This window comes from Bacillus sp. FSL M7-0003 (assembly GCF_038628485.1).
In the GTDB taxonomy this organism is placed as follows: domain Bacteria; phylum Bacillota; class Bacilli; order Bacillales; family Bacillaceae; genus Bacillus; species Bacillus safensis.
The window spans coordinates 2,603,372-2,623,657 of record NZ_CP152024.1; the positions used below are offsets into that span (position 1 = coordinate 2,603,372).

Here is a 20,286-nt window from a genome sequence, read left to right on the forward strand (position 1 = left end):
TTTATTCCCTCTATAAAAAGCTGAAAAACTTAAAACCTGTGAATCACGTTAAGACCACCTGTTGCTTCAATGACGGTCCCTGTAATGAGATCTGAACGGTCATCGCATAGAAATGAAATGATACGCCCTATATCCTCACCAGTGCCAGACCTGCCTATCGGCGTTTCATCGTCTTTGATTTGACGGGCTTTCTCTATTGTCGATTCTTTCATGTCTCCAACGATTTTGCCTGGACAAACCATATTAGCAGTGATGCCATTTTCGGCTTCTTCAATCGCAATGGTTTTCGTCAATGACGCAAGGCCCACTTTTGCCGCTCCAAAGGCAGATCTGTGCATCCAGCCTGGCGCATGGTCTGCACCTTGGAAGCCATAAGTGATAATGCGGCCAAAGCCTTGTTTTCTCATCGTTGGGATGACCATTCGGAACAAATGGAATACTGCTGATAGGTTGCCTTCTATCATTTGATACCATTCATCTTCAGAGTAATCCGCCAGTTTTTTTCGTTCAAAAATATAAGGACCAGCATTGTTAATCAAGGCATCAATCCGTCCAAATCGCTCTGCTGCCAGCTCTACCATGTTTTTCAAATCTTCTTTTTTTGTCACATCACCTTGGACAAATTGAAGCTTATCTTCGTACTGGTGTAATTCTTCTTTCATCTGCCGGACAGCTTCATCATCACTTCGATAATTCACTGTCACAGAATACCCCATATTCAGTAAAGACTCGGTAACTTTCCGGCCAAGCCCTTTAGAACCCGCTGTTATTAATGCGTGTCGCACACAATCTCCTCCTAAAGCAAAGGTTGCAAGTTCACGTGTTTCTTTTGTTATCTTTACTTTACTATAAACCGGCATCTGGCGCACTTATGAACCCTTTATCGATATGAGTCAAACAATATAGGGTGATTCATCCACTTTTTCAAATCCCATGAGCCATGGATATCGAGCAGCAGAGAAACAAAACGATAGCACTCTCTCACCTCATAAAGATCATGAGGAAGCGGGCAAATCTCTTCATAGCCCAACTGAACATTGCGGGCAGCTTTTTTCGTCAAAAGGTATTCCAATGCAATAAAATCAAACGCAGCTGGTCCATATACGACATATTCTGTATCAACTAAACTCGTCACTTGATCATCTTTTTCAATATATTGAGACGGATCTAAATCAATTAAAATGAGACTTGCTGAATCAGGGGGCTTTAGCTTTTCAATCTTTTGCAGCACAATTTCTGCATAACAGTGAAATTCATGCTGATCAACGTAATAGCGGCCTATGAGTTTGGATACAGCCTTTTTTAACACAGCATGGAATTCTCTCAAATGCTTCTTTTTAGCTCCGTAGACTGCACCAAAAAAGTCAGTACGATATGAATGAAGATGTGCTAGTTTCCTCCCATAATCCTTATAAAAGTCTGATGAACGTCCCTCAAAAGATGTACAAGGTGTTCCTTCTACTTTTTCCATTACATAAAAATGTCTCCCTGCCTTCTTCACTTTGCGAACAACTTCTGGAACATGAAAGGAATTCGTATGAGACAGCTTTTGATTGATTTGATCGATATGCTCTTCTACAGTACGGTCATCTACTCCATAGATCGTCTTGATCCCAGACACAAATTCACTTTCTTCTCTTGCAGTTTTAGGAGATTTGACTACATATTCCGCTTTATCTTGTAAGGAGATCAGCCACACATCATTAGCCCGTCCGTCATATTGTTCTCCTAACGTTTTCACTGATACGATAGGTTGATGAAACAAAGCCTCAAGCGTTTTCTTCATGATCTGCTGCCACTCCCTCTTCTGCTTGACGCAGGTATGCTTTCATTTTCTCCAATGATCATCAATCTCCTTTTTCCATGACAAAAAAACCATCCGTATAAACGAATGGTTATGATAAGTTATGCCAGGCAGGCTTTTGCTTTTTCTAAAGCGAGCTGAATTTGTTTGAATCCAGTTCCGCCTGCACTTGTTCTTTTTTCAACCGCAACATATGGATCAAGAACAGTGTAAATGTCTTGTTCAAAAAGATCGCTTGCTTCTGTGAATGTTTCAAAAGAAAGATCACTTAGATAGATGCCTTTTTGAATACATGTATACACAAGCTTTCCAACGATTTCGTGTGCTTCACGGAATGGCATGCCTTTTTTCGCAAGGTAGTCAGCCACTTCTGTCGCATTTGAGAAATCTTCTTTTGTTGCCTTTTTCATGACATCTTCGTTCACTGTCATCGTTTGAATCATGCCTGTGAAGATTTGCAGGCTGCCAGCGATGGTTTTCACTGTATCAAACATGCCTTCCTTATCTTCTTGCAGATCTTTGTTATACGTAAGCGGCAAGCCTTTCATAATCGTGAGAAGCCCCATCAGGTTGCCATACACACGGCCTGTTTTCCCGCGGATTAATTCAGCCATATCCGGATTTTTCTTCTGCGGCATCATGCTGCTGCCTGTTGCATACGTATCATCGAGTTCAATGAATTTGAATTCTTGCGAGCACCATAAAATGATTTCCTCACAAAAACGTGAGAGGTGCATCATCACAAGACTGCTATTAGACAAAAACTCTAAAATGAAATCCCGGTCACTCACACCATCGAGGCTGTTTTCGTAAATATGGTCAAAGCCAAGCTGCTCTGCTGTATATTCACGATCAATCGGGAATGTCGTTCCTGCTAACGCTCCGCATCCAAGCGGCGACACGTTAATTCGCTTCAATGAATCTTGAAAGCGCGCTTTGTCACGCTCAAGCATCCAGAAATAGGCAAGCATATGATGGGCAAACGAAATAGGCTGTGCACGCTGCAGGTGCGTATATCCTGGAAAAATCGTTTCAACGTGCTGTTCTGCCTTTTCTACAAGCACCGTTTGAAAGGAAGAGATCAGTTCAATGATATGCTCGACTTGGTTATTCAAATACAAGTGCATATCGGTTGCAACTTGATCATTCCGGCTTCTCGCTGTGTGCAATTTGCCGCCAAGCGGACCAATCTCATCAATGAGCATTTTTTCAAGGTTTAAATGAATGTCCTCATAATCGACTGAGAATTCCAGCTCATCCGCCTCTGCCTTTTTCATTAGCGTATTTAGTCCGTCTTTGATGGCAGCGGCCTCCTCATCGCCGAGGATACCGCATTTATTCAGCATACTTGCATGAGCAAGGGAGCCGGTCAGATCTTCTTTGACTAATTGTTTGTCGAAATGAATGGAAGCGCCAAACTCATCGACCCATTTTTCTGGTGTTTTTTGAAATCGGCCTCCCCAAAGCTTTTTCATGCTTTAACCTGCTCCTTTTTATTCACGATGCTGTTTACTTTTGTCGGTAAGCCCCAAAGATTAATAAATCCTACAGCTGCATCATGATCGAATTCATCTGCTTTTGTATATGTTGCTAGATTTTCATCATAAAGTGAATATGGTGATTTACGTCCTTCTACAATGGCATGACCTTTAAATAGTTTCACACGTACAACACCCGTTACGTTCTGCTGTGTTTCTTGTAAGAATGCATCTAGTGCTTCTTTAAGCGGTGAGAACCATAAGCCGTTGTATATTAATTCAGCCATTTTTTGTTCTACGATTGGTTTAAAGTGTGCGACTTCTTTGACTAGTGTTAAGTCTTCAAGCTCTTTATGCGCTTTTAGAAGTGTGACTGCACCTGGGCATTCGTACACTTCGCGAGATTTGATGCCGACAAGACGGTTTTCAACGTGATCGATTCTGCCAACACCATGCTGACCAGCGACTTCATTTAAATGAAGGATGAGATCAGATAATGAATACTGGATACCGTCAATGGCTGTCGGTTTTCCTTTTTCAAACGTGATTTCAATGATTTCAGGTGTGTCAGGCGTTTTTTCAAGTGGATTTGTCAGATCGTATGCACCTTCTGGCGGCGCAGCCCAAGGATCTTCTAAAATGCCACATTCGTTACTTCTGCCCCAAAGGTTTTGGTCGATTGAATATGGGCTGTCTAAGTTAATCGGAATTGGAATACCGTGTTTTTGTGCATAATCGATTTCTTCATCACGAGACCATTTCCATTCACGCACTGGTGCAAGAACTTCTAGGTCTGGATTCAATGCTTTAATGGATACTTCAAAACGAACTTGGTCGTTCCCTTTTCCAGTACATCCATGAGCAACTGCTACTGCATTTTCTTTTTCTGCTACTTCCACTAATTTTTTTGCAATAAGCGGACGGGATAGTGCAGATACTAGTGGATATTTTCCTTCATACATTGTGTGTGCTTGTAATGCAGTGAGTGCAAACTCTTCAGCAAATTCTTCTTTTGCGTCAATCATGTATGATTGAACAGCTCCGACTTGAAGTGCTTTTTGTTGAACGAATGCTAAATCTTTTCCTTCACCTACGTCCAGGCAGCAAGCAACGACTTCGTATCCTTGCTCTTGTAACCATTTAACTGCAACAGAGGTATCAAGACCTCCGGAATATGCTAATACGACTTTTTTATTTTGTGACATGATTGAAAAGCTCCTCTCGCTTGTTTTGATTCTGTGAATGTTTTTTGCATAAAAATAAGTTTTAATTTATAAACATGCATTTAGTATGTATACACTGTAACAAGGAAAAATTGTTTTTTCAACCCCTTTATGAAAAAAACTCTGCCAAATTTTCTTGGCAGAGTCATTTTGGGCTATTTTTGATCCTTTTCAAGCTCTCGTAAGACATGAGGAAGCTCTGGAATCACGAGTTTGGTCATGGCTAAACGAACGGCTCCGGTAGATCCCGGCGTGGCAAAGACAGCCTTTTGATTGACGACCCCTGCCGTTGCCCTGGATAAAATAGCAGCTGAACCTATGTCTTCTGTATAACTGAGCATGCGGAAGATTTCACCAAAGCCAGGCAGTTCCTTGGAAAAAAGAGGAGTGATCGCTTCAATGGTCACATCCCTTGCGGCAATACCTGTTCCGCCATTTAACAAGACGGCATCTATTTTCGGTTCGCTTGTTCCTTCGAGCACAGCGTCTTGAATCGATCCTATATCATCTTTTACAATATCGTATGCAAGAACAAGATGTCCCTGTTCTTTGAGCAAATCAATCATCAGACGGCCGCTTTTATCTGTATCTTTCGTTCTTGTATCACTGACCGTAATGACTTTCACATAAAGCCTTTCTTTCGCCTCACGTTTATGTTCTGTCACGCTCATCTTTCGCACCGCTCCCTTTTGCTTCATATTGGACAACATTATAGCATGCTGCTTTCAACAGAAAAAAGCTCTTTTCCTTATTGGAAAAGAGCTTTTCAAACTTGATTACGCTAAACGCATAACGTCTCTTGCAATCATTACTTCTTCGTTTGTAGGGATGACGATCACTTTTACAGGAGAGTGCGGATAGCTGATGAATGCTTCTTCGCCTCTCATGTTGTTTAGGGAAGGATCCCAGTAAACGCCCATGAATTCTAGACCACGAAGTACACGTGCTCTTACTTCTGAACTGTTTTCACCGATTCCAGCTGTGAAGATGATCGCATCTACGCCATTCATTCTTGCTGCATAAGAACCGATATATTTATGAATACGGCTCGCAAAAATATCAAGAGCAACTTCTGCACGGTCGTTTCCTTCTTCTGTTGCTTCTTCGATATCACGAAGGTCACTTGACAGACCAGACACACCTAAAAGACCACTCTTCTTATTCAAAGTAGAAAGCACTTCTTCAGCAGTATGTCCTGTTTTTTCCATAATAAATGGAATAAGGGCAGGGTCAATGTTACCAGAACGTGTACCCATTGCAACACCTGCAAGTGGTGTAAAGCCCATAGATGTATCGATTGATTTTCCGCCTTCAACTGCTGCAATACTCGCACCATTTCCAAGGTGGCAAGAAATTAGACGAAGCTCTTCAAGCGGACGGCCTAATAGCTCTGCTGCACGCTCTGTAACGAACTTGTGGCTTGTCCCGTGGAATCCGTATTTACGAATACCAAAGTTTTTGTAGTAGTCGTACGGAAGGCTGTATAGGTAAGACTGCTCTGGCATAGTTTGGTGGAATGCTGTATCGAACACAGCAACCGCTGGTACGTCAGGCAGAATTTGTTTGAATGCTTTGATTCCTACAACGTTTGCAGGATTGTGAAGTGGTGCAAGCTCTGAAAGCTGATCAATGTCATTGATCACTTCATCAGTTAAAAGAACAGAATCGCTGAATTTCTCTCCGCCGTGAACAACGCGGTGTCCTACGCCATCAATTTCATTAAAGTCTTTGATGATGTGAAATTCAGTTAGTTTTTCAAGCAGCATTTTGACCGCTACTGCGTGATCTGGAATATCTGTCACTTCTGTTTTCTTTTCTCCATCTACAGAAATCGTGAAGATACTGTTGTCCATTCCGATTCTTTCAACAAGCCCTTTTGTTAAAACGGTTTCTTCTGGCATGTCGAACAATTGGAATTTAAGAGATGAGCTTCCTGCGTTGATTGCAATAATTTTGGACATTACTGTCGCTCCTTTTACTCAGTTGTTATATAAGGTTTCACGTTTTTTCCGGTGCTATATTCAACCTGTTTGACGGGTCTTTTATAGTTTAACGATAAGTCCGAAAAATATCTGACTTTTTCATTTAAACATTGAAAACTTTGCATTTCAAGTGCACCTTCAAACTGTTATCGCTTACATCGATAAGTCGTTATTTTCTGAATAGTAAAATATCCAGATTATTGACAAAGAGCTGAAATGATTTTTATTTTAGCTCTTTGTTTTCTTTTCAGCGTGATAGAAAACCTTTGCAGCTCTAGGAAGGGCGAGCACCGGAGTAGAGCGAATTTGGGATTCGTGAGCACCGGAGCGCAGAACTGCGGGCGAATGCGAGGGTTTGTCTACACGCTGAAATAGCCAGAAATCACTCTGGCTATTCTTTCGTTTCTTTTTCTTCTATAAACCACTGGTCTAATTTTCTCATCACACCGACCATTGCTTCCTTCTGTGAGAAAGATGGAAGATTGACAAACAGCATTCGTTTTGGTGCTTTCAGCCCTTCTTTTTTCTTTTGCATCACAAATAAGCTTTTGGCGTGTTTTTTATCCTTAAACATGGACACTGGCAGCTGAATTAACGCATTCATATACGCATGATCTTTGATGAAATCCTTTAATTGTACGCTCTCTTTTCCTTCAAACAAATCATTTGGAATGATGAAGAATAAGAAGCCGCCTTCTTTTGTGTAGCGAAGGCTTTGTTCAATGAATAAATAATGGGCAAAGGCATGTCCTTCTTTTGCCTTTAGTTCAAAGTCTGCTGCACGCTCATCATTTGGATAATAGCCCACTGGGAGACTGCATACAGTGACATCTGCCGGTGAGATCAGAAGCGGCTCAAGACTGTCCTGGTGGAAAAGCTCAACTTCTTTCTCCTCTAAATTCGCCTGGGCCCAAGCAATTTTAATGAGCACATCATCAATTTCAGATGCAAAGCCGCGTTTTGTTTCTGCAGTGAGATTATTTAAAACAGCAAGAAGTAAGTTTCCTGTTCCCGCTGCTGGATCAAAGACTACGAGCTCTTTTTGACCGTCTAAAAATTTATTCACCAAATAGCTGACAAACAGTCCAATCGTATCTGGTGTCATCTGGCGATTTGGGTGAGAAATATCCTTTTGACCTTTCAATACGGCGAGCTGAAACGCTTTACGAATCTGCTCATGATCATAAGAAGCAAAATCTGCCTTTTCTATTAAATCCTTTAATAAACCGTTTCGATCATTTGCTTGGAAAAAGGCTTCTCCTGCTTCTGCCAATGCTTCAATATAGGAAATGCCCTGTTCCTTTTTTAATCGAATAGAAGCTGTATCGAGCAGTTCAAAAATAGTACTTACTTGATCTTTCTGCAATGCTTTTCTCTCCTCGCTTTGTTAAAAGCTATATGTTCTCATTGAAAAGAGCCCCAGGTTGAAGCCGGAGCTCTTGTCGATGCTGCTTTTATAACAGTGATTTTGCAGCTTCAATGGCTTTTTCATAATTTGGATGATTCGTTGCTTCACTTACGTATTCAGTGTAAACCACTTTTCCGTTAGGGTCTAATACAAAGACTGCGCGCGCCAATAAACGCAATTCTTTCATATACACTCCGAATGCTTCACCAAATGACATATCTCTGTGATCAGATAATGTTTCAACATTTTCAATTCCGTTTGCTCCGCACCAGCGTGCTTGTGCAAATGGAAGGTCTGCACTAATCGTATAAATATTGACCGGACCTAAACCCGCTGCCTCTTCATTGAAACGTCTTGTTTGTGCGTCACACACACCTGTATCAATAGAAGGAATCACTGAGATGATCGTCACTTTTCCTGCTAAATCAGAAAGTGAAACTTCTCCAAGTGAGTTCGTTAATACCGTAAAATCAGGAGCCTGCTCGCCTACTTTTACTTCATTTCCTACAAGCGTGACAGGACTTCCTTTAAATGTGATCGATGCCAAAACAATTCCTCCCTTTTCAAATGTATGGTTCTATCATAGTAGAGAAAGCAAAAAACTGCAAAGCCTAATCGTCCCTTTTGCAAAAAAAGTTAACTGCAGCGCAGCTAACTTTTTAAAGGTCTATGTCATCTAGTTTTCGTTCTTTGTGACGGTGCTCCCGCTCATCCTTCTTAAACATGTGCTGAAGACGTTCAATTGCTTGAGGAGCAGAATCCAATATTTTATCGAGCAGATGTGTGTGTTCATCCAAATGAAGCATTCGAACTCCGTTTGTTCCTACAATTAAGAAGGCGATTGGTGTAATCGACACCCCGCCGCCGCTTCCGCCGCCAAATGGGAGTCTCGGCTCTTTTCGTTCCTGTTCATCAGAACGTTTCTCTTTCTTTTGGTTCCCGTTAAATTCACTGCCGCCGGCTGCAAATCCAAAACCAACCTTTGACACAGTGAGAATGACACTGCCGTCAGGGGTTTCGACTGGATCGCCGATGATTGTATTCACATCTATCATTTCTTTTAAGTTTTCCATCGCTGTCTTCATGAGACCTTGGATTGGATGATCTGCCATTTTCGGGTTCCTCCTTAAACAGATGATTCATTCTTCGTTGCTTGAAGAGAGGCACTTTTTCTCGCCTTTCTTCCTTTTAACCAATGGACAAGTAAACGAATGGCTGCAAGCATAGCATGTCCAATACGAAAATATGCTATACATGTAAACTGAGTCTGTGACACATTGTGCTGAAAGGCCGGAATGACTTCATACACCGGTTTATGCTTAAAGGTGAGATGCTCCTGCATAAAGGCAAGCAGTGCTCCTTTCACTGACCACACACCGCCGGCTGCTACACCTGTTAAAGCGGCGTCATGAAAGCCGATCCATGTCGACCAGTGAAATGAGACAACCTTTATGTGAATGAAGAACTTGCGCATGATCCGGTTTAAATCGACAATCTCTTTTGTGATGCGCTCCATTTGATGAAGGATTTGCTTCATATCACGCTTTCCTACTTTTTTATGCATCGATTCTTTTTCGTGATCAGGGTTTTTAGCGCTTTCCATTTTCTTTTCACGAATATCAATCGTTTGGTCTTCTGGATTGACCCTCACCATCGGAATATCTTTTTTGAGTCTGACCAATCCATATAAGGTGATGACCTTCAGTGCAATGTGGTCATTGTCGTTTGTATGCGAATAGTCCAGCGAAATGGTTACTTTCATGAAAATCAACAAGATCACAAGAAACAAAAACGCTGCGATCCAAACGTAAAGCACTGTGCTCACTTCCTCCATAACAAATGATGCTTCCCCTACGATTATGGCTCTCATTCTGGATTTTATACCCAATCAACAAAAAAGAGTTTGACCGGTACCCGGCCAAACTCCTCTGATTATACGTTTGATTCTGTTTTTTCATATAAATGTTCATGGACGACCACCGTATCGGCAAAGTAATCATGAACCCCTTGCTTTTTCGGTGAGAACCCAACGATAGCATAGAGAATAAAGATCGTATTAATGTAGCGCCCCACAATCTCTCTAAAGAAAATGACATCCCATGCCAGCTTCTTCTCAGGCTGAAGTGAGACCACTTTAATTCCAAACACCATCTTGCCAAGTGTTTGTTGAAAGATTTTCGTCATGATGGCGAAATAAAGGAGGAATACAATCGTCGTTGTGACGGAAAATGGAGAAAACCATCCCCCTCCTTTGGACCAGCCAAACAGACTAAAGATTGGAGAAACCGTCAAATGGTTTACACCCCAGACGACGAGCCAATCAAGAATAAATGCCCAAAATCTAATCCAAAAACCTGCAAACGCCTGTGCTTCAATTGAAGCGCGCTTCACAAAGGCCGGCTTCGATTCTTCCTCTTGGCTGCGGCTTTCGCTTACTTCATCGAATGTAGAATCCATCTATGATCCCTCCTTTATTTTGAATAGAGATACATCGGTTTAGACCCATTTGAGCCAGCCAGTGTTTCTTTTAAATTCAGAAAATCAATTTCGCTTTTAAAGAGCTTGCTTGCACTCATGTTGAAGAGAGAGTTCCAGCCAAAGCTTTGAGAATAGCTGACCACTGTTGCTCCTTTTAAGCCTTTTTCATTTTTCTTCATCGCTTTTAATGCATCATCATAATACCCAAGCTCATCGACTAATCCGTTCGATTTTGCCTGTGTCCCGTCATATACTCGGCCGTCGGCAATTTTCTTGACTTCCTGTTTTGACATGCCGCGTCCTTCCGAGATTACTTTGACAAATCCTTCATAAGAGTTATCGACCATGCTTTGCATGATGTTGCGCTCATCTTTTGTCATATCACGGTTTGGAGACATGATATCTTTGAATTTCCCGCTCTTAATCGTTTCATATTTAATACCCAGATTATCTGCAAGCTTAGAATAATTCAAGCTTTGCATGATGACCCCTAACGACCCTGTTAATGTTTCAGGTGAAGCAAAGATTTTCTTCGCTGGAGTTGACACGTAGTAGCCGCCAGAAGCTGCCATTGAACCCATAGATACGTAAATCGGCTTCTTCGCTTTTTTCACTTCTTCTAATTTTTTATGTATTTCAGCACTTTCATAGACACCGCCGCCAGGAGAGTTTACGCGCAGAAGTACACCTTTTACAGAAGCATCCTCTTTCGCTTTATCTAGTTCCTTGAGGAATGCACGATGATCATAACCTTCTCCGCCTAATAGGCTCGATGCGCCGCCATTATCTTGAATGGTTCCATTAATCTCAAGAACAGCAATCTTGCCTGCACCGCTGCCATTCTCTAGTACCTTCTCTTCTATTTCATCCCCGAATTGATAGCTCATTTTATTGTCATTGAAGCTATCGAACAAGGCCATCGTGACACTAATCACAATTGAAAATCCGAAAACACCAAGTGCAATAATTAGCGCTACCCATCTTTTCGCATTCATCTTTTTCTCCTCCTTTTTATCTCACTTCATTCATACGAATGCCCACATGAAATGTTTCACAGGAATTGTGGTTTTTTTACATTTCATGTAGGCATATGATAGCACCTCTCTTAAATAACGATCAACTTTACGTCGTCTACTTAGACAAGCGCATGACGAAAAATTGGCTTTTTTATCCTCTCCCTACACCTAATAGGCTATATCTCCACCGCAACGAAACACCTAAACCATTCTTTCATAAAGAAACGGCTATTCAATTATGCTCAGGATTCAGCCATTTCAAATCACTCACATCGACTCATTTCTCATAAAGCAATCCGGTCATCAGACGGTTCTTTCTAAAGTTTTTACTTTCATATGAAAAAAGTGTAAAATGTGAGCAAGGGTTTTCATGTAAGCCCTTTATCATTGAAAATTATTTTTGACAGCAAAGGGGAGAACGTCAATGACAGACAATCGTCGCAATGTATTTTTCTTTTACAAAAAAGATCATGAATTGGATGGACACATTTCTTCTCTCGAGAAGCTCGCTACCGATCAGGGCTTTCACGTCGTCAAGCGTGCAGAGGATGCCCATATTATTGCTTCAATTGGCGGGGATGGCACATTTCTTCAAGCAGTACGTAAAACAAACTTCCGGGATGACTGCTTGTATGTAGGGGTATCAAAATCAGAAAATACGCACTTATACTGCGATTTCTCGTTAGAGCATTTTGATAAAATGATTGATGCCATGAACACTGAACAGCTTGAAGTGAGAAAATATCCGATCATCGATGTAAGCGTTGACAGCACAAACCAGTTCCATTGCTTAAATGAACTGTCGATCCGCTCCAGCATTATTAAAACATTTGTGATCGATGTGTATATAGATGATTTCCACTTTGAAACTTTTAGAGGCGACGGCATGATTATTTCCACTCCGACTGGTTCAACGGCTTACAATAAATCCGTGAGCGGCGCCGTGGTTGATCCGATGCTTCCTTGTATGCAAGTCACAGAGCTTGCATCGCTGAATAACAACTCGTACCGTACATTAGGCGCTCCTTTCATCTTGAGCAGTGACCGCAAGCTGACGCTCAAGGTAGTGCAGGATGGAAACGATCATCCAATTATCGGGCTTGATAACGAAGCGCTCGGCACAAAACACGTCAAACAAATTGACATTGGCCTTTCAGGAAAAGTCATTAAAACGGTGAAATTAAAAGACAACTCTTACTGGGAAAAAGTAAAACGCAGATTCCTTTGAGAATTTGTCCGCACGCTGAAAGCTCCTTTATGGGGCTTTTTTTATGTCTTTTCATTCACGGCCATGGTTATGGTATGATGTCACAAGTATGAATGTACGAAAAGGAGAACACGATGACATTACAACATTTTGATCAATATCCATTAAGTGATGAATTGAAACAAGCGTTAGAAGCGCTTCGCTTCCATACACCTACACCCGTTCAGCACGAGACATTATCCGTTGCTTTTTCAAAGCAGGATTTAATCGTCAAATCTCAGACTGGCAGCGGCAAGACCGCAGCCTATGGTCTGCCGATTTGTGAAATGGTTGATTGGGCTGAAAATAAACCTCAAGCCCTCATCCTCGTTCCGACACGAGAACTCGCCATGCAGGTCAAACAAGACCTCACAAGCCTTGGGCGATTCAAACGAATCAAAGCCGCAGCCATTTATGGAAAAGCCTCTTTTCAAGCGCAGAAAATAGAGCTTTCACAGAAAAACCATATTGTGTGCGGGACACCAGGCCGCATTTTGGATCACCTTGAGAAAGGCACCCTTTCTTTAGAAAATCTCAAATTTTTCGTGTTAGATGAAGCGGATGAGATGCTGAACATGGGATTTATCGATCAAGTCTCTTCTATTATTCAGTATCTGCCGCCAAAGCGCATGTCGATGCTGTTTTCAGCGACAATGTCTGATGACATGAAGAAATTGAGCGAACAGTTTTTACAATCACCAAAAGTCATTGAGATTGCACATGAAGAAACGTCTGTACAGCAAATCACCCACACCGTCATTGAAACGGAAGAAGAATCGAAATTCTCCCTTCTTCAGCGTACGATCGTCATTGAAAATCCAGATAGCTGCATTATTTTCTGTAATACACAAGACAGGGTGAATGAACTCACGCTGAAGCTGGACGAATGGGATGTGCCCTGTGACAAAATTCATGGCGGTATGAGACAGGAAGACCGCTTTGATGTGATGGATGAATTTAAAAAAGGTGAATTCCGTTATCTGATCGCAACAGATATAGCAGCCCGGGGAATTGATGTCAGTGATATGACACATGTCATTCATTATGATCTTCCTTATGAAAAAGAGCGCTATATTCACCGGACTGGCAGAACAGGCAGAGCGGGAAAAAGCGGGAAAACGATTGCGTTTATGACAAAGAATGCAAAACCGCTCATTGATGAATTAAAGCAGGATGCCGGCATAGACTTTCAAACTCAGCCTTATCCGACAAAGGAAGAAGCAGAAAAGCATGTAGAAAGCTTTGAAGAAAAGATTGAAACGCCTATTCAAAAGGAAAATAAACAGGCAGGCGTTGAGAAGGATATTATGAAGCTTTATTTTAACGGCGGAAAGAAAAAGAAGCTGCGGGCTGTTGATTTTGTTGGGACCATTGCCAAAATAGAAGGCGTTGCATTCGATGACATTGGGATTATTACGATCCAAGACACAAAAACATATGTAGATATTTTAAACGGCAAAGGCCCTCTTGTGCTGAATGCCATGCGCCACACAACCATTAAAGGCAAGCAGTTAAAAGTACATGAAGCACGTTCATAAAAAGTGAGGGCCCAGCGCCTTTACTTTTTTTATTTATATTAAAATAAGCTCAAAACCGTATCCCATCAGCCTTTTTGATGACAAACATGACAAATGTCATATTGAATACATGATGGGTGCTACTATGAGCATGACACCTTTCCTTCTATACTTTGAAGTAGAAAGAAACGGAAAGGACTTGAACGTTCATGACGACTTCAACAAACACACAGCAGCAAGCTACTTTAAGAAAACAAGTGGGGCAATTCTCTGGTGCTGATTCGAAAAAAAGTATCATTCAACTCTTTAATACATTCATTCCATTTTTAGGGCTTTGGTTTCTTGCCTATTATAGCCTGAATATCTCCTACCTTTTAACCCTCTTTTTTGCGGTTATTGCAGCTGGTTTTTTAGTGCGTGTCTTTATTATTTTTCACGACTGCTGCCATCAATCCTTTTTTAAACAGAAGCCGCTAAATCACCTGTTCGGTTTTTTAACGGGCGTACTCACCCTTTTCCCTTATCTTCAATGGCAACGAGATCATTCAATTCACCATGCCACAAGCAGTAATTTAGACAAACGAGGTACTGGCGACATTTGGCTCCTAACAGTCAAAGAATATCAAGAAGCATCAGCATGGACGAAATTTCGCTACAGATTTTATCGTAACCCTTTTGTGATGTTTATTTTAGGACCGATCTTTGTCTTTCTCTTAAAAAACCGTTTCAACGTCAAAAATGCTCGTAAAAAAGAGCGTTGGAACACGTATTTCACAAACGTGAGCATCATTGCGTTAGCAGCCGCAACATGTCTTCTTTTTGGCTGGCAGGAATTCCTGCTTGTTCAAGGTCCGATCTTCCTGATCTCAGGATCTATCGGTGTATGGTTGTTTTATGTACAGCATACGTTTGAGGACTCTTATTTTGAAGCAGATGAACATTGGAACTATGTGCAGGCAGCTGTTGAAGGAAGCTCCTTTTACAAATTGCCAAAGCTTCTTCAATGGTTAACAGGTAATATTGGCTACCATCATGTCCATCATTTAAGCCCAAGAGTACCGAACTATCTTTTAGAGCATGCCCATGACCAAAGTGAACCGCTGCAAAATGTCCCGACCATCACGTTGAAAACAAGCCTTGAGTCGATGAAATTTAGACTGTGGGATGAGGAAACGAAAGCATTTGTGACGTTTAGAGAAGCACGGCAAGCTAAGAAGATGAACGTTCCTGTTATCAAAGGAGACATTCTCAAGAAAAATGCATAATCGGCGCAGGCTCTTTCTTACACGAGAAGGAGCTTGTTGTCATTTACAGGATGCACCAATAGGATGAATTTGATAAAGTAAGGAAAAACAATGAAAAACGAAAAAAGGTGGCACACGGATGAAAAAACAGTTTAAACTTCAAAAATTGCATGGGATTTCCCCCTATATATGGGCCATTTTTTTCATCCTGCCCTTCTATTTTATCCTTAAGACACCTTCGACTTTAGGTATTGTGATCGGCATTATTTTGAACGTCGTCTTTTTCGCTGTGTATCGTTTTGCCTTTGTTGCAAAAGGCTGGTCATTATATGTCTTTGGCCTATTATTGATCGGTATTTCAACTGGTTATGTGATGCTCTACAGCTATATTTATTTCGCTTTTTGCATCGCCTATTTTAACGGACATATTAAACGAAAAGTTCCCTTTTATATCTTGTACTATATCCATCTGGCGAGCGCCGCCGTGGCAGTGAACTTTAGTTTGATCTTAAAAAAGGGCTGGTTTCTCACACAAATTCCTTTTGTCGTCATCACTCTGATTAGTGCCATTCTTCTTCCTCTCAGCATTCGGAGCAGGAAGGAACGTGAACGGCTTGAGGAGAAATTAGAATATGCCAATGAACGGATTGCAGATCTTGTGAAGCTTGAAGAACGGCAGCGCATTGCACGCGACCTGCATGACACCCTTGGACAAAAGCTTTCTTTGATCGGTTTAAAAAGTGATCTTGCCCGTAAACTCGTGTATAAAGACCCTGAACAGGCTCGTGCCGAACTCAAAAGCGTCCAGCAGACCGCCAGAACGTCTCTCAATGAAGTGCGGAAGATTGTTTCCTCCATGAAAGGCATCCGAATTAAAGATGAAATGTCGAACATCGAGCAAATTCTCGAAGCAGCTGGAATTGAATTGATTTATGATGAAAAGGAAGCACCGAAACACATCTCACTTCTGAACGAAAACATTGTGAGCATGTGTATCAAAGAGGCGGTGACGAATGTTGTCAAACATAGTGATGCAACGGTTTGTAAAATCACCATTCACCAAAAGTCAAAGGAAGCCATCATCACCGTTGAGGATGACGGAACATTTAAAGGCGACTATCCATCCTCTCAAACGAAGGGTCACGGTCTTTTAGGAATAAGAGAAAGATTGGAATTTGCAAATGGCCGCCTGCGGATTGAAACAAAGGACGGGACAAAGCTCATTATGAGCATTCCAAATGATTCAGCAGCAAAAGAAAAGGAGGGAATGAAATGATCAACATCTTTATCGCAGAAGATCAGCAAATGCTGCTTGGTGCACTCGGTTCACTTCTCGATTTAGAAGACGATATGACGGTTGTTGGGAAAGGTACAAATGGCCAAGATGCCATCGATTTTGCCAAAACACATCCTGTTGATATTTGCTTAATGGATATTGAAATGCCGGGAAAATCCGGACTCGATGCAGCAGAAGAGCTCAAAGGATCAGATGTGAAAATCATTATTTTAACGACCTTTGCCCGCTCCGGTTATTTCCAAAGAGCGCTAAAAGCGGGCGTCAGCGGCTACATGCTGAAAGACAGTCCAAGCGAGGAGCTGGCAAGTGCGATTCGCAGTGTGATGAAAGGGAAAAAGGTGTATGCCCCTGAATTGATGGAAGACTTATATAGTGATGAAAATCCTTTAACGGAGCGAGAGAAATCGGTCCTTGAACTCGTCGCAGACGGTAAAAACACAAAAGAAATTGCAAAAGAACTCAGCATCAAAAGCGGCACTGTCCGGAACTACATTTCCATTATTTTAGATAAGCTGGAAGTGAAAAACCGCATCGAAGCCATTACACGCTCAAAAGAAAAAGGCTGGTTTAAATAAGAAAAAAGATCAGGACACATGCTGCCTTGATCTTTTTTTATTGAAAATCCCCCCTTTATTTTTTATTACCAGCTATCAAAATGTCATTGACAACAACCTACAGTCCTATGATATGATATCCAAGTGATAATAATTATCATTATCACTAATACAACCAATATCCGGCTTATGCGCCGATTTCAAAGGAGTCTACATTCATGAAGAAAATATTGTTCCCTCTGATGCTCATCTTTGTACTTGCATTGAGCGCATGTGGCAATAGCAGCAGCTCTTCCTCAAATAAAGGAAATCAATCAGCATCATCAGACAAAATTACATATCAATCTGAAAATGGGCCTGTGAAGCTGCCAGCGCATCCAAAACGTGTTGTTGTGCTCGGTTCTTACACAGGGAATGTCATGTCACTTGGTGTGAACCTTGTCGGCGTTGACTCTTGGTCCAAAAAGAATCCGCGTTTCCAAAAGAAATTAAAAAATGTGGAAGAAGTATCTGATGCAAATGTAGAGAAAATCATGAAGCTAAAGCCTGATGTCATCATTGGCTTAAGCAATACTAAAAATGTAGAAAAACTCAAAAAAATCGCACCAACCGTTTTGTTTACGTATAACAAAGTTGATTACCTTCAGCAGCACATTGAAATTGGAAAAGTTTTAAACAAAGAAAAAGAAGCAAAAGCTTGGGTAAAAGATTTCAAAAAACGCGCAGCTGAAGCTGGAAAAGAAATCAAAGCAAAAATCGGAAAAGATGCAACAGTTTCTGTCTTTGAAAGCGGCACAAAAGATCTTTACGTTTTTGGAGATGCATGGGGCCGCGGAACAGAAATTCTCTATCAAGCAATGAAACTGAAAATGCCTGAGAAAGTGAAAGAAAAAGCATTAAAAGCCGGCTACTACGCAGTTTCACAGGAAGTCATTCCTGAATTTGCTGGAGACTATATGATCATTAGTAAAAACAGCGAAATGGACAATTCCTATCAAAACAGTGAAATTTACAAGTCCATCCCAGCTGTCAAAAAACATCGTGTGTATGAAGCCAATGCAGAGGAATTCTATTTTAATGACCCACTTACACTTGAATTCCAACTATCATTCTTTAAAAAGCACTTTTTAGGTAAATAAGCTGAAGCAAGGGACCTCTTCCCTTGCTTTTTTCTTGTCTGGTTCTAGCGGCAGGTCCTTTTTTCCGCTACAATGACAACAAGCGAATACAAAAAGTGTGGTGCTGATTTTGTTTAAGATTTTACTAATTGAAGATGATACAACCCTCTTCCAGGAAATCAAAGAACGTCTAGTCAACTGGTCCTATGATGTCTATGGGATTCAAGATTTCCATCAGGTGCTGCAGGAATTCACGTCTGTCCAGCCTGATCTCGTCATTATAGATATACAGCTGCCAAAATACGATGGCTTTCACTGGTGCCGGATGATTCGGCATCATTCAAATGTTCCAATCATCTTCCTCTCCTCAAGAGACCATCCAGCTGATATGGTCATGTCAATGCAGCTCGGTGCCGATGATTTTGTGCAAAAGCCCTTCCATTTTGACGTACTCATTGCCAAAATAAGTGCTGTTCTTCGCCGCGTGCATGATTATAATGCAGAACCGGCCAGCCTAAAGGTATGGTGCGGCGCTGCGATTGACCTAGAAAAAAATACCGTAACAAATGATCATGGTGAGGTTGAATTAACAAAAAATGAGTTATTTATTCTCAAGGAATTGATTCAGCATAAAAATCATATCGTCAGCCGTGAATCACTCATTCAAGCATTGTGGGAGGATGAACGTTTTGTCAGTGACAATACACTGACTGTAAACGTCAACCGCCTCAGAAAAAAACTAGACGAGATCTCCCTTGGCGCCTTCATTGAGACAAAAGTGGGTCAAGGCTATCTTGCAAAGGAAAAGGATGATCAATGATGCTGCAAGCATTTTTAAAAGAACGAAGAAGCTGGATTCTTTTCTTTCTTAGTTTGCAGCTCCTCATTCTGTTTGTTGCTTATTTGGATACGACCATTCCAATCGCTTCTCTTTTTTATATTGTGCTATTGTCTACGTTTCTTATGATTGTCTTCCTCTTTTTCCGATACCGAAAAGAAACGGCTTATTATGAGAGGTTGAAAGAATGGGATGATGACATTGAACATCAAATACGGCTAACCCCCTCTTCCCCATTTGAGCAGCTCATCCATGATGCAACGTCAGAGCAAATTGCACGCTACCGGCAGATGGCAGCAGAGCAGAAAATCGCTCTCGAAGAAGAAAAAGATGAATTGCTCTCTTGGATACATGAGGTCAAAACCCCCCTTACAGCGATGCGCTTAATGATTGACCGCTTAACAGATCAGCAGCTGAAATCAAATATGACGTATGAGTGGCTCAGAATACATTTATTACTTGATGCCCAGCTGCACCAAAGCAGAGTACGTCATATCGAAAATGATTTATTCATTGAAAAGCTGGACCTGCAAAGCATCATAGCGAAAGAAATCAAAGCGCTCCAATCATGGTGTATGCAAAAAGGAATCGGCTTTGAGCTGGCGCTGGAGGAACGCACCGTATTAAGTGATATAAAATGGTTATCCTTTATGATCAGGCAGGTACTCACAAATGCAGTCAAATACAGCCATTCTTCCGATATTGTCATTGAAAGCAAGCAAATAAATGACCAAGTCATGCTGAAGATCACAGATCAAGGGAGAGGAATTGATCCAAGAGACATCTCTCGTATTTTTGAAAAAGGCTTTACCTCAACTAGACATCACAATGACACCGCCTCAACAGGAATGGGGCTCTATTTAACGAAAAAAGGAGCAGACGCTCTTCATATGACGATCGAGGTCAACTCCACGATAGATCAAGGTACAATTTTCACCTTCATCTTTCCGAAAAAGAATGATTTTGTTCATATTGCGAGCATGTGACAACAATGTCACATGCTCGTCTGTTTTGTTCGCCAAATCGAAGGACGTTTGGCAGGCTTCTTTTTATACTAGAGTTATCAATTAAAAGAAAAAGGGG

At 41.3% G+C, this 20,286-nt stretch carries 20 protein-coding genes; 8 read left to right on the top strand and 12 right to left on the bottom strand.

Going from position 1 to position 20,286, the window contains the following annotated elements; genetic code table 11:
* Positions 1–29: 29 nt before the first annotated feature.
* The 12 genes from MHI23_RS13340 to sppA all read right to left on the bottom strand — a co-directional run bounded on the left by MHI23_RS13340 (position 30) and on the right by sppA (position 11,368).
* On the bottom strand, positions 30–785 hold the full coding sequence (locus MHI23_RS13340) for an SDR family oxidoreductase (protein WP_342492004.1): 756 nt from the start codon (positions 783–785) through the stop codon (positions 30–32).
* Positions 786–880: 95 nt separating this feature from the next.
* Positions 881–1,786, bottom strand: a complete 906-nt coding sequence (locus MHI23_RS13345) for an aminoglycoside phosphotransferase family protein (RefSeq protein ID WP_268478636.1) — start codon at positions 1,784–1,786, stop codon at positions 881–883.
* A gap of 119 nt (positions 1,787–1,905) precedes the next feature.
* Complete coding sequence (argH, locus tag MHI23_RS13350) at positions 1,906–3,279, bottom strand: argininosuccinate lyase (protein ID WP_034624205.1); 1,374 nt, start codon at positions 3,277–3,279, stop codon at positions 1,906–1,908.
* Complete coding sequence (locus MHI23_RS13355; protein WP_024424806.1) at positions 3,276–4,487, bottom strand: argininosuccinate synthase; 1,212 nt, start codon at positions 4,485–4,487, stop codon at positions 3,276–3,278. The genes argH and MHI23_RS13355 overlap by 4 nt, the downstream gene beginning before the upstream one ends.
* A gap of 173 nt (positions 4,488–4,660) precedes the next feature.
* Positions 4,661–5,176: a MogA/MoaB family molybdenum cofactor biosynthesis protein gene (locus tag MHI23_RS13360; RefSeq protein WP_024426150.1), complete on the bottom strand. Its 516-nt coding sequence runs from the start codon at positions 5,174–5,176 to the stop codon at positions 4,661–4,663.
* 105 nt (positions 5,177–5,281) lie between these two features.
* Entirely contained in the window at positions 5,282–6,466 is a 1,185-nt protein-coding gene (locus MHI23_RS13365) for an acetate kinase (RefSeq protein WP_024424808.1), read from the bottom strand.
* Between the two features lie 412 nt (positions 6,467–6,878).
* Entirely contained in the window at positions 6,879–7,853 is a 975-nt protein-coding gene (locus tag MHI23_RS13370; RefSeq protein ID WP_342492005.1) for a class I SAM-dependent methyltransferase, read from the bottom strand.
* 88 nt (positions 7,854–7,941) lie between these two features.
* The gene (tpx, locus tag MHI23_RS13375; protein WP_024424810.1) at positions 7,942–8,442 is read right to left on the bottom strand and encodes a thiol peroxidase; all 501 of its coding nucleotides are present in this window, start codon (positions 8,440–8,442) and stop codon (positions 7,942–7,944) included.
* A 112-nt stretch (positions 8,443–8,554) separates the two neighbouring features.
* Positions 8,555–9,007 carry a GerW family sporulation protein gene (ytfJ, locus tag MHI23_RS13380; RefSeq protein ID WP_007501733.1) on the bottom strand — a complete coding sequence of 151 codons (453 nt, stop codon included), beginning with the start codon at positions 9,005–9,007 and terminating at the stop codon, positions 8,555–8,557.
* A gap of 14 nt (positions 9,008–9,021) precedes the next feature.
* A complete protein-coding gene (locus tag MHI23_RS13385; protein WP_101676765.1) occupies positions 9,022–9,729 on the bottom strand; it encodes a DUF2953 domain-containing protein in 708 nt (235 codons plus the stop codon).
* A gap of 98 nt (positions 9,730–9,827) precedes the next feature.
* Positions 9,828–10,352, bottom strand: a complete 525-nt coding sequence (locus tag MHI23_RS13390; protein ID WP_024424812.1) for an RDD family protein — start codon at positions 10,350–10,352, stop codon at positions 9,828–9,830.
* Between the two features lie 14 nt (positions 10,353–10,366).
* Positions 10,367–11,368 carry a signal peptide peptidase SppA gene (gene sppA, locus MHI23_RS13395; RefSeq protein ID WP_342492006.1) on the bottom strand — a complete coding sequence of 334 codons (1,002 nt, stop codon included), beginning with the start codon at positions 11,366–11,368 and terminating at the stop codon, positions 10,367–10,369.
* 445 nt (positions 11,369–11,813) lie between these two features.
* Here sppA and MHI23_RS13400 point away from each other — a divergent pair, with 445 nt between their 5' ends.
* From MHI23_RS13400 to MHI23_RS13435, 8 genes are all read left to right on the top strand, one after another.
* Positions 11,814–12,617, top strand: a complete 804-nt coding sequence (locus MHI23_RS13400; protein WP_024424814.1) for an NAD kinase — start codon at positions 11,814–11,816, stop codon at positions 12,615–12,617.
* A gap of 113 nt (positions 12,618–12,730) precedes the next feature.
* A complete protein-coding gene (locus tag MHI23_RS13405) occupies positions 12,731–14,173 on the top strand; it encodes a DEAD/DEAH box helicase (RefSeq protein ID WP_327831376.1) in 1,443 nt (480 codons plus the stop codon).
* 188 nt (positions 14,174–14,361) lie between these two features.
* On the top strand, positions 14,362–15,417 hold the full coding sequence (locus tag MHI23_RS13410) for a fatty acid desaturase (protein WP_034624211.1): 1,056 nt from the start codon (positions 14,362–14,364) through the stop codon (positions 15,415–15,417).
* Positions 15,418–15,535: 118 nt separating this feature from the next.
* The gene (locus tag MHI23_RS13415) at positions 15,536–16,672 is read left to right on the top strand and encodes a sensor histidine kinase (RefSeq protein ID WP_024424817.1); all 1,137 of its coding nucleotides are present in this window, start codon (positions 15,536–15,538) and stop codon (positions 16,670–16,672) included.
* Complete coding sequence (locus MHI23_RS13420) at positions 16,669–17,268, top strand: response regulator transcription factor (RefSeq protein WP_024424818.1); 600 nt, start codon at positions 16,669–16,671, stop codon at positions 17,266–17,268. Before MHI23_RS13415 ends, MHI23_RS13420 begins: the two co-directional genes overlap by 4 nt.
* Positions 17,269–17,465: 197 nt before the next feature.
* Entirely contained in the window at positions 17,466–18,386 is a 921-nt protein-coding gene (locus tag MHI23_RS13425) for an iron-hydroxamate ABC transporter substrate-binding protein (protein WP_024424819.1), read from the top strand.
* A 109-nt stretch (positions 18,387–18,495) separates the two neighbouring features.
* Entirely contained in the window at positions 18,496–19,185 is a 690-nt protein-coding gene (locus MHI23_RS13430; protein ID WP_025092270.1) for a response regulator transcription factor, read from the top strand.
* Positions 19,185–20,189: a sensor histidine kinase gene (locus MHI23_RS13435; protein ID WP_125587160.1), complete on the top strand. Its 1,005-nt coding sequence runs from the start codon at positions 19,185–19,187 to the stop codon at positions 20,187–20,189. The genes MHI23_RS13430 and MHI23_RS13435 overlap by 1 nt, the downstream gene beginning before the upstream one ends.
* Positions 20,190–20,286: the final 97 nt, after the last annotated feature.

What these genes read in the sequence shown, in the direction of transcription:
- MHI23_RS13345 (WP_268478636.1), bottom strand. Translation starts at nt 1,786, where the DNA reads ATGAAGAAAACGCTTGAGGCTTTGTTTCATCAACCTATCGTATCAGTG.
- argH (WP_034624205.1), bottom strand. Translation starts at nt 3,279, where the DNA reads ATGAAAAAGCTTTGGGGAGGCCGATTTCAAAAAACACCAGAAAAATGG.
- MHI23_RS13355 (WP_024424806.1), bottom strand. Translation starts at nt 4,487, where the DNA reads ATGTCACAAAATAAAAAAGTCGTATTAGCATATTCCGGAGGTCTTGAT.
- MHI23_RS13360 (WP_024426150.1), bottom strand. Translation starts at nt 5,176, where the DNA reads ATGAGCGTGACAGAACATAAACGTGAGGCGAAAGAAAGGCTTTATGTG.
- MHI23_RS13365 (WP_024424808.1), bottom strand. Translation starts at nt 6,466, where the DNA reads ATGTCCAAAATTATTGCAATCAACGCAGGAAGCTCATCTCTTAAATTC.
- ytfJ (WP_007501733.1), bottom strand. Translation starts at nt 9,007, where the DNA reads ATGGCAGATCATCCAATCCAAGGTCTCATGAAGACAGCGATGGAAAAC.
- MHI23_RS13385 (WP_101676765.1), bottom strand. Translation starts at nt 9,729, where the DNA reads ATGGAGGAAGTGAGCACAGTGCTTTACGTTTGGATCGCAGCGTTTTTG.
- MHI23_RS13390 (WP_024424812.1), bottom strand. Translation starts at nt 10,352, where the DNA reads ATGGATTCTACATTCGATGAAGTAAGCGAAAGCCGCAGCCAAGAGGAA.
- sppA (WP_342492006.1), bottom strand. Translation starts at nt 11,368, where the DNA reads ATGAATGCGAAAAGATGGGTAGCGCTAATTATTGCACTTGGTGTTTTC.
- MHI23_RS13400 (WP_024424814.1), top strand. Translation starts at nt 11,814, where the DNA reads ATGACAGACAATCGTCGCAATGTATTTTTCTTTTACAAAAAAGATCAT.
- MHI23_RS13405 (WP_327831376.1), top strand. Translation starts at nt 12,731, where the DNA reads ATGACATTACAACATTTTGATCAATATCCATTAAGTGATGAATTGAAA.
- MHI23_RS13410 (WP_034624211.1), top strand. Translation starts at nt 14,362, where the DNA reads ATGACGACTTCAACAAACACACAGCAGCAAGCTACTTTAAGAAAACAA.
- MHI23_RS13415 (WP_024424817.1), top strand. Translation starts at nt 15,536, where the DNA reads ATGAAAAAACAGTTTAAACTTCAAAAATTGCATGGGATTTCCCCCTAT.
- MHI23_RS13420 (WP_024424818.1), top strand. Translation starts at nt 16,669, where the DNA reads ATGATCAACATCTTTATCGCAGAAGATCAGCAAATGCTGCTTGGTGCA.
- MHI23_RS13425 (WP_024424819.1), top strand. Translation starts at nt 17,466, where the DNA reads ATGAAGAAAATATTGTTCCCTCTGATGCTCATCTTTGTACTTGCATTG.
- MHI23_RS13435 (WP_125587160.1), top strand. Translation starts at nt 19,185, where the DNA reads ATGCTGCAAGCATTTTTAAAAGAACGAAGAAGCTGGATTCTTTTCTTT.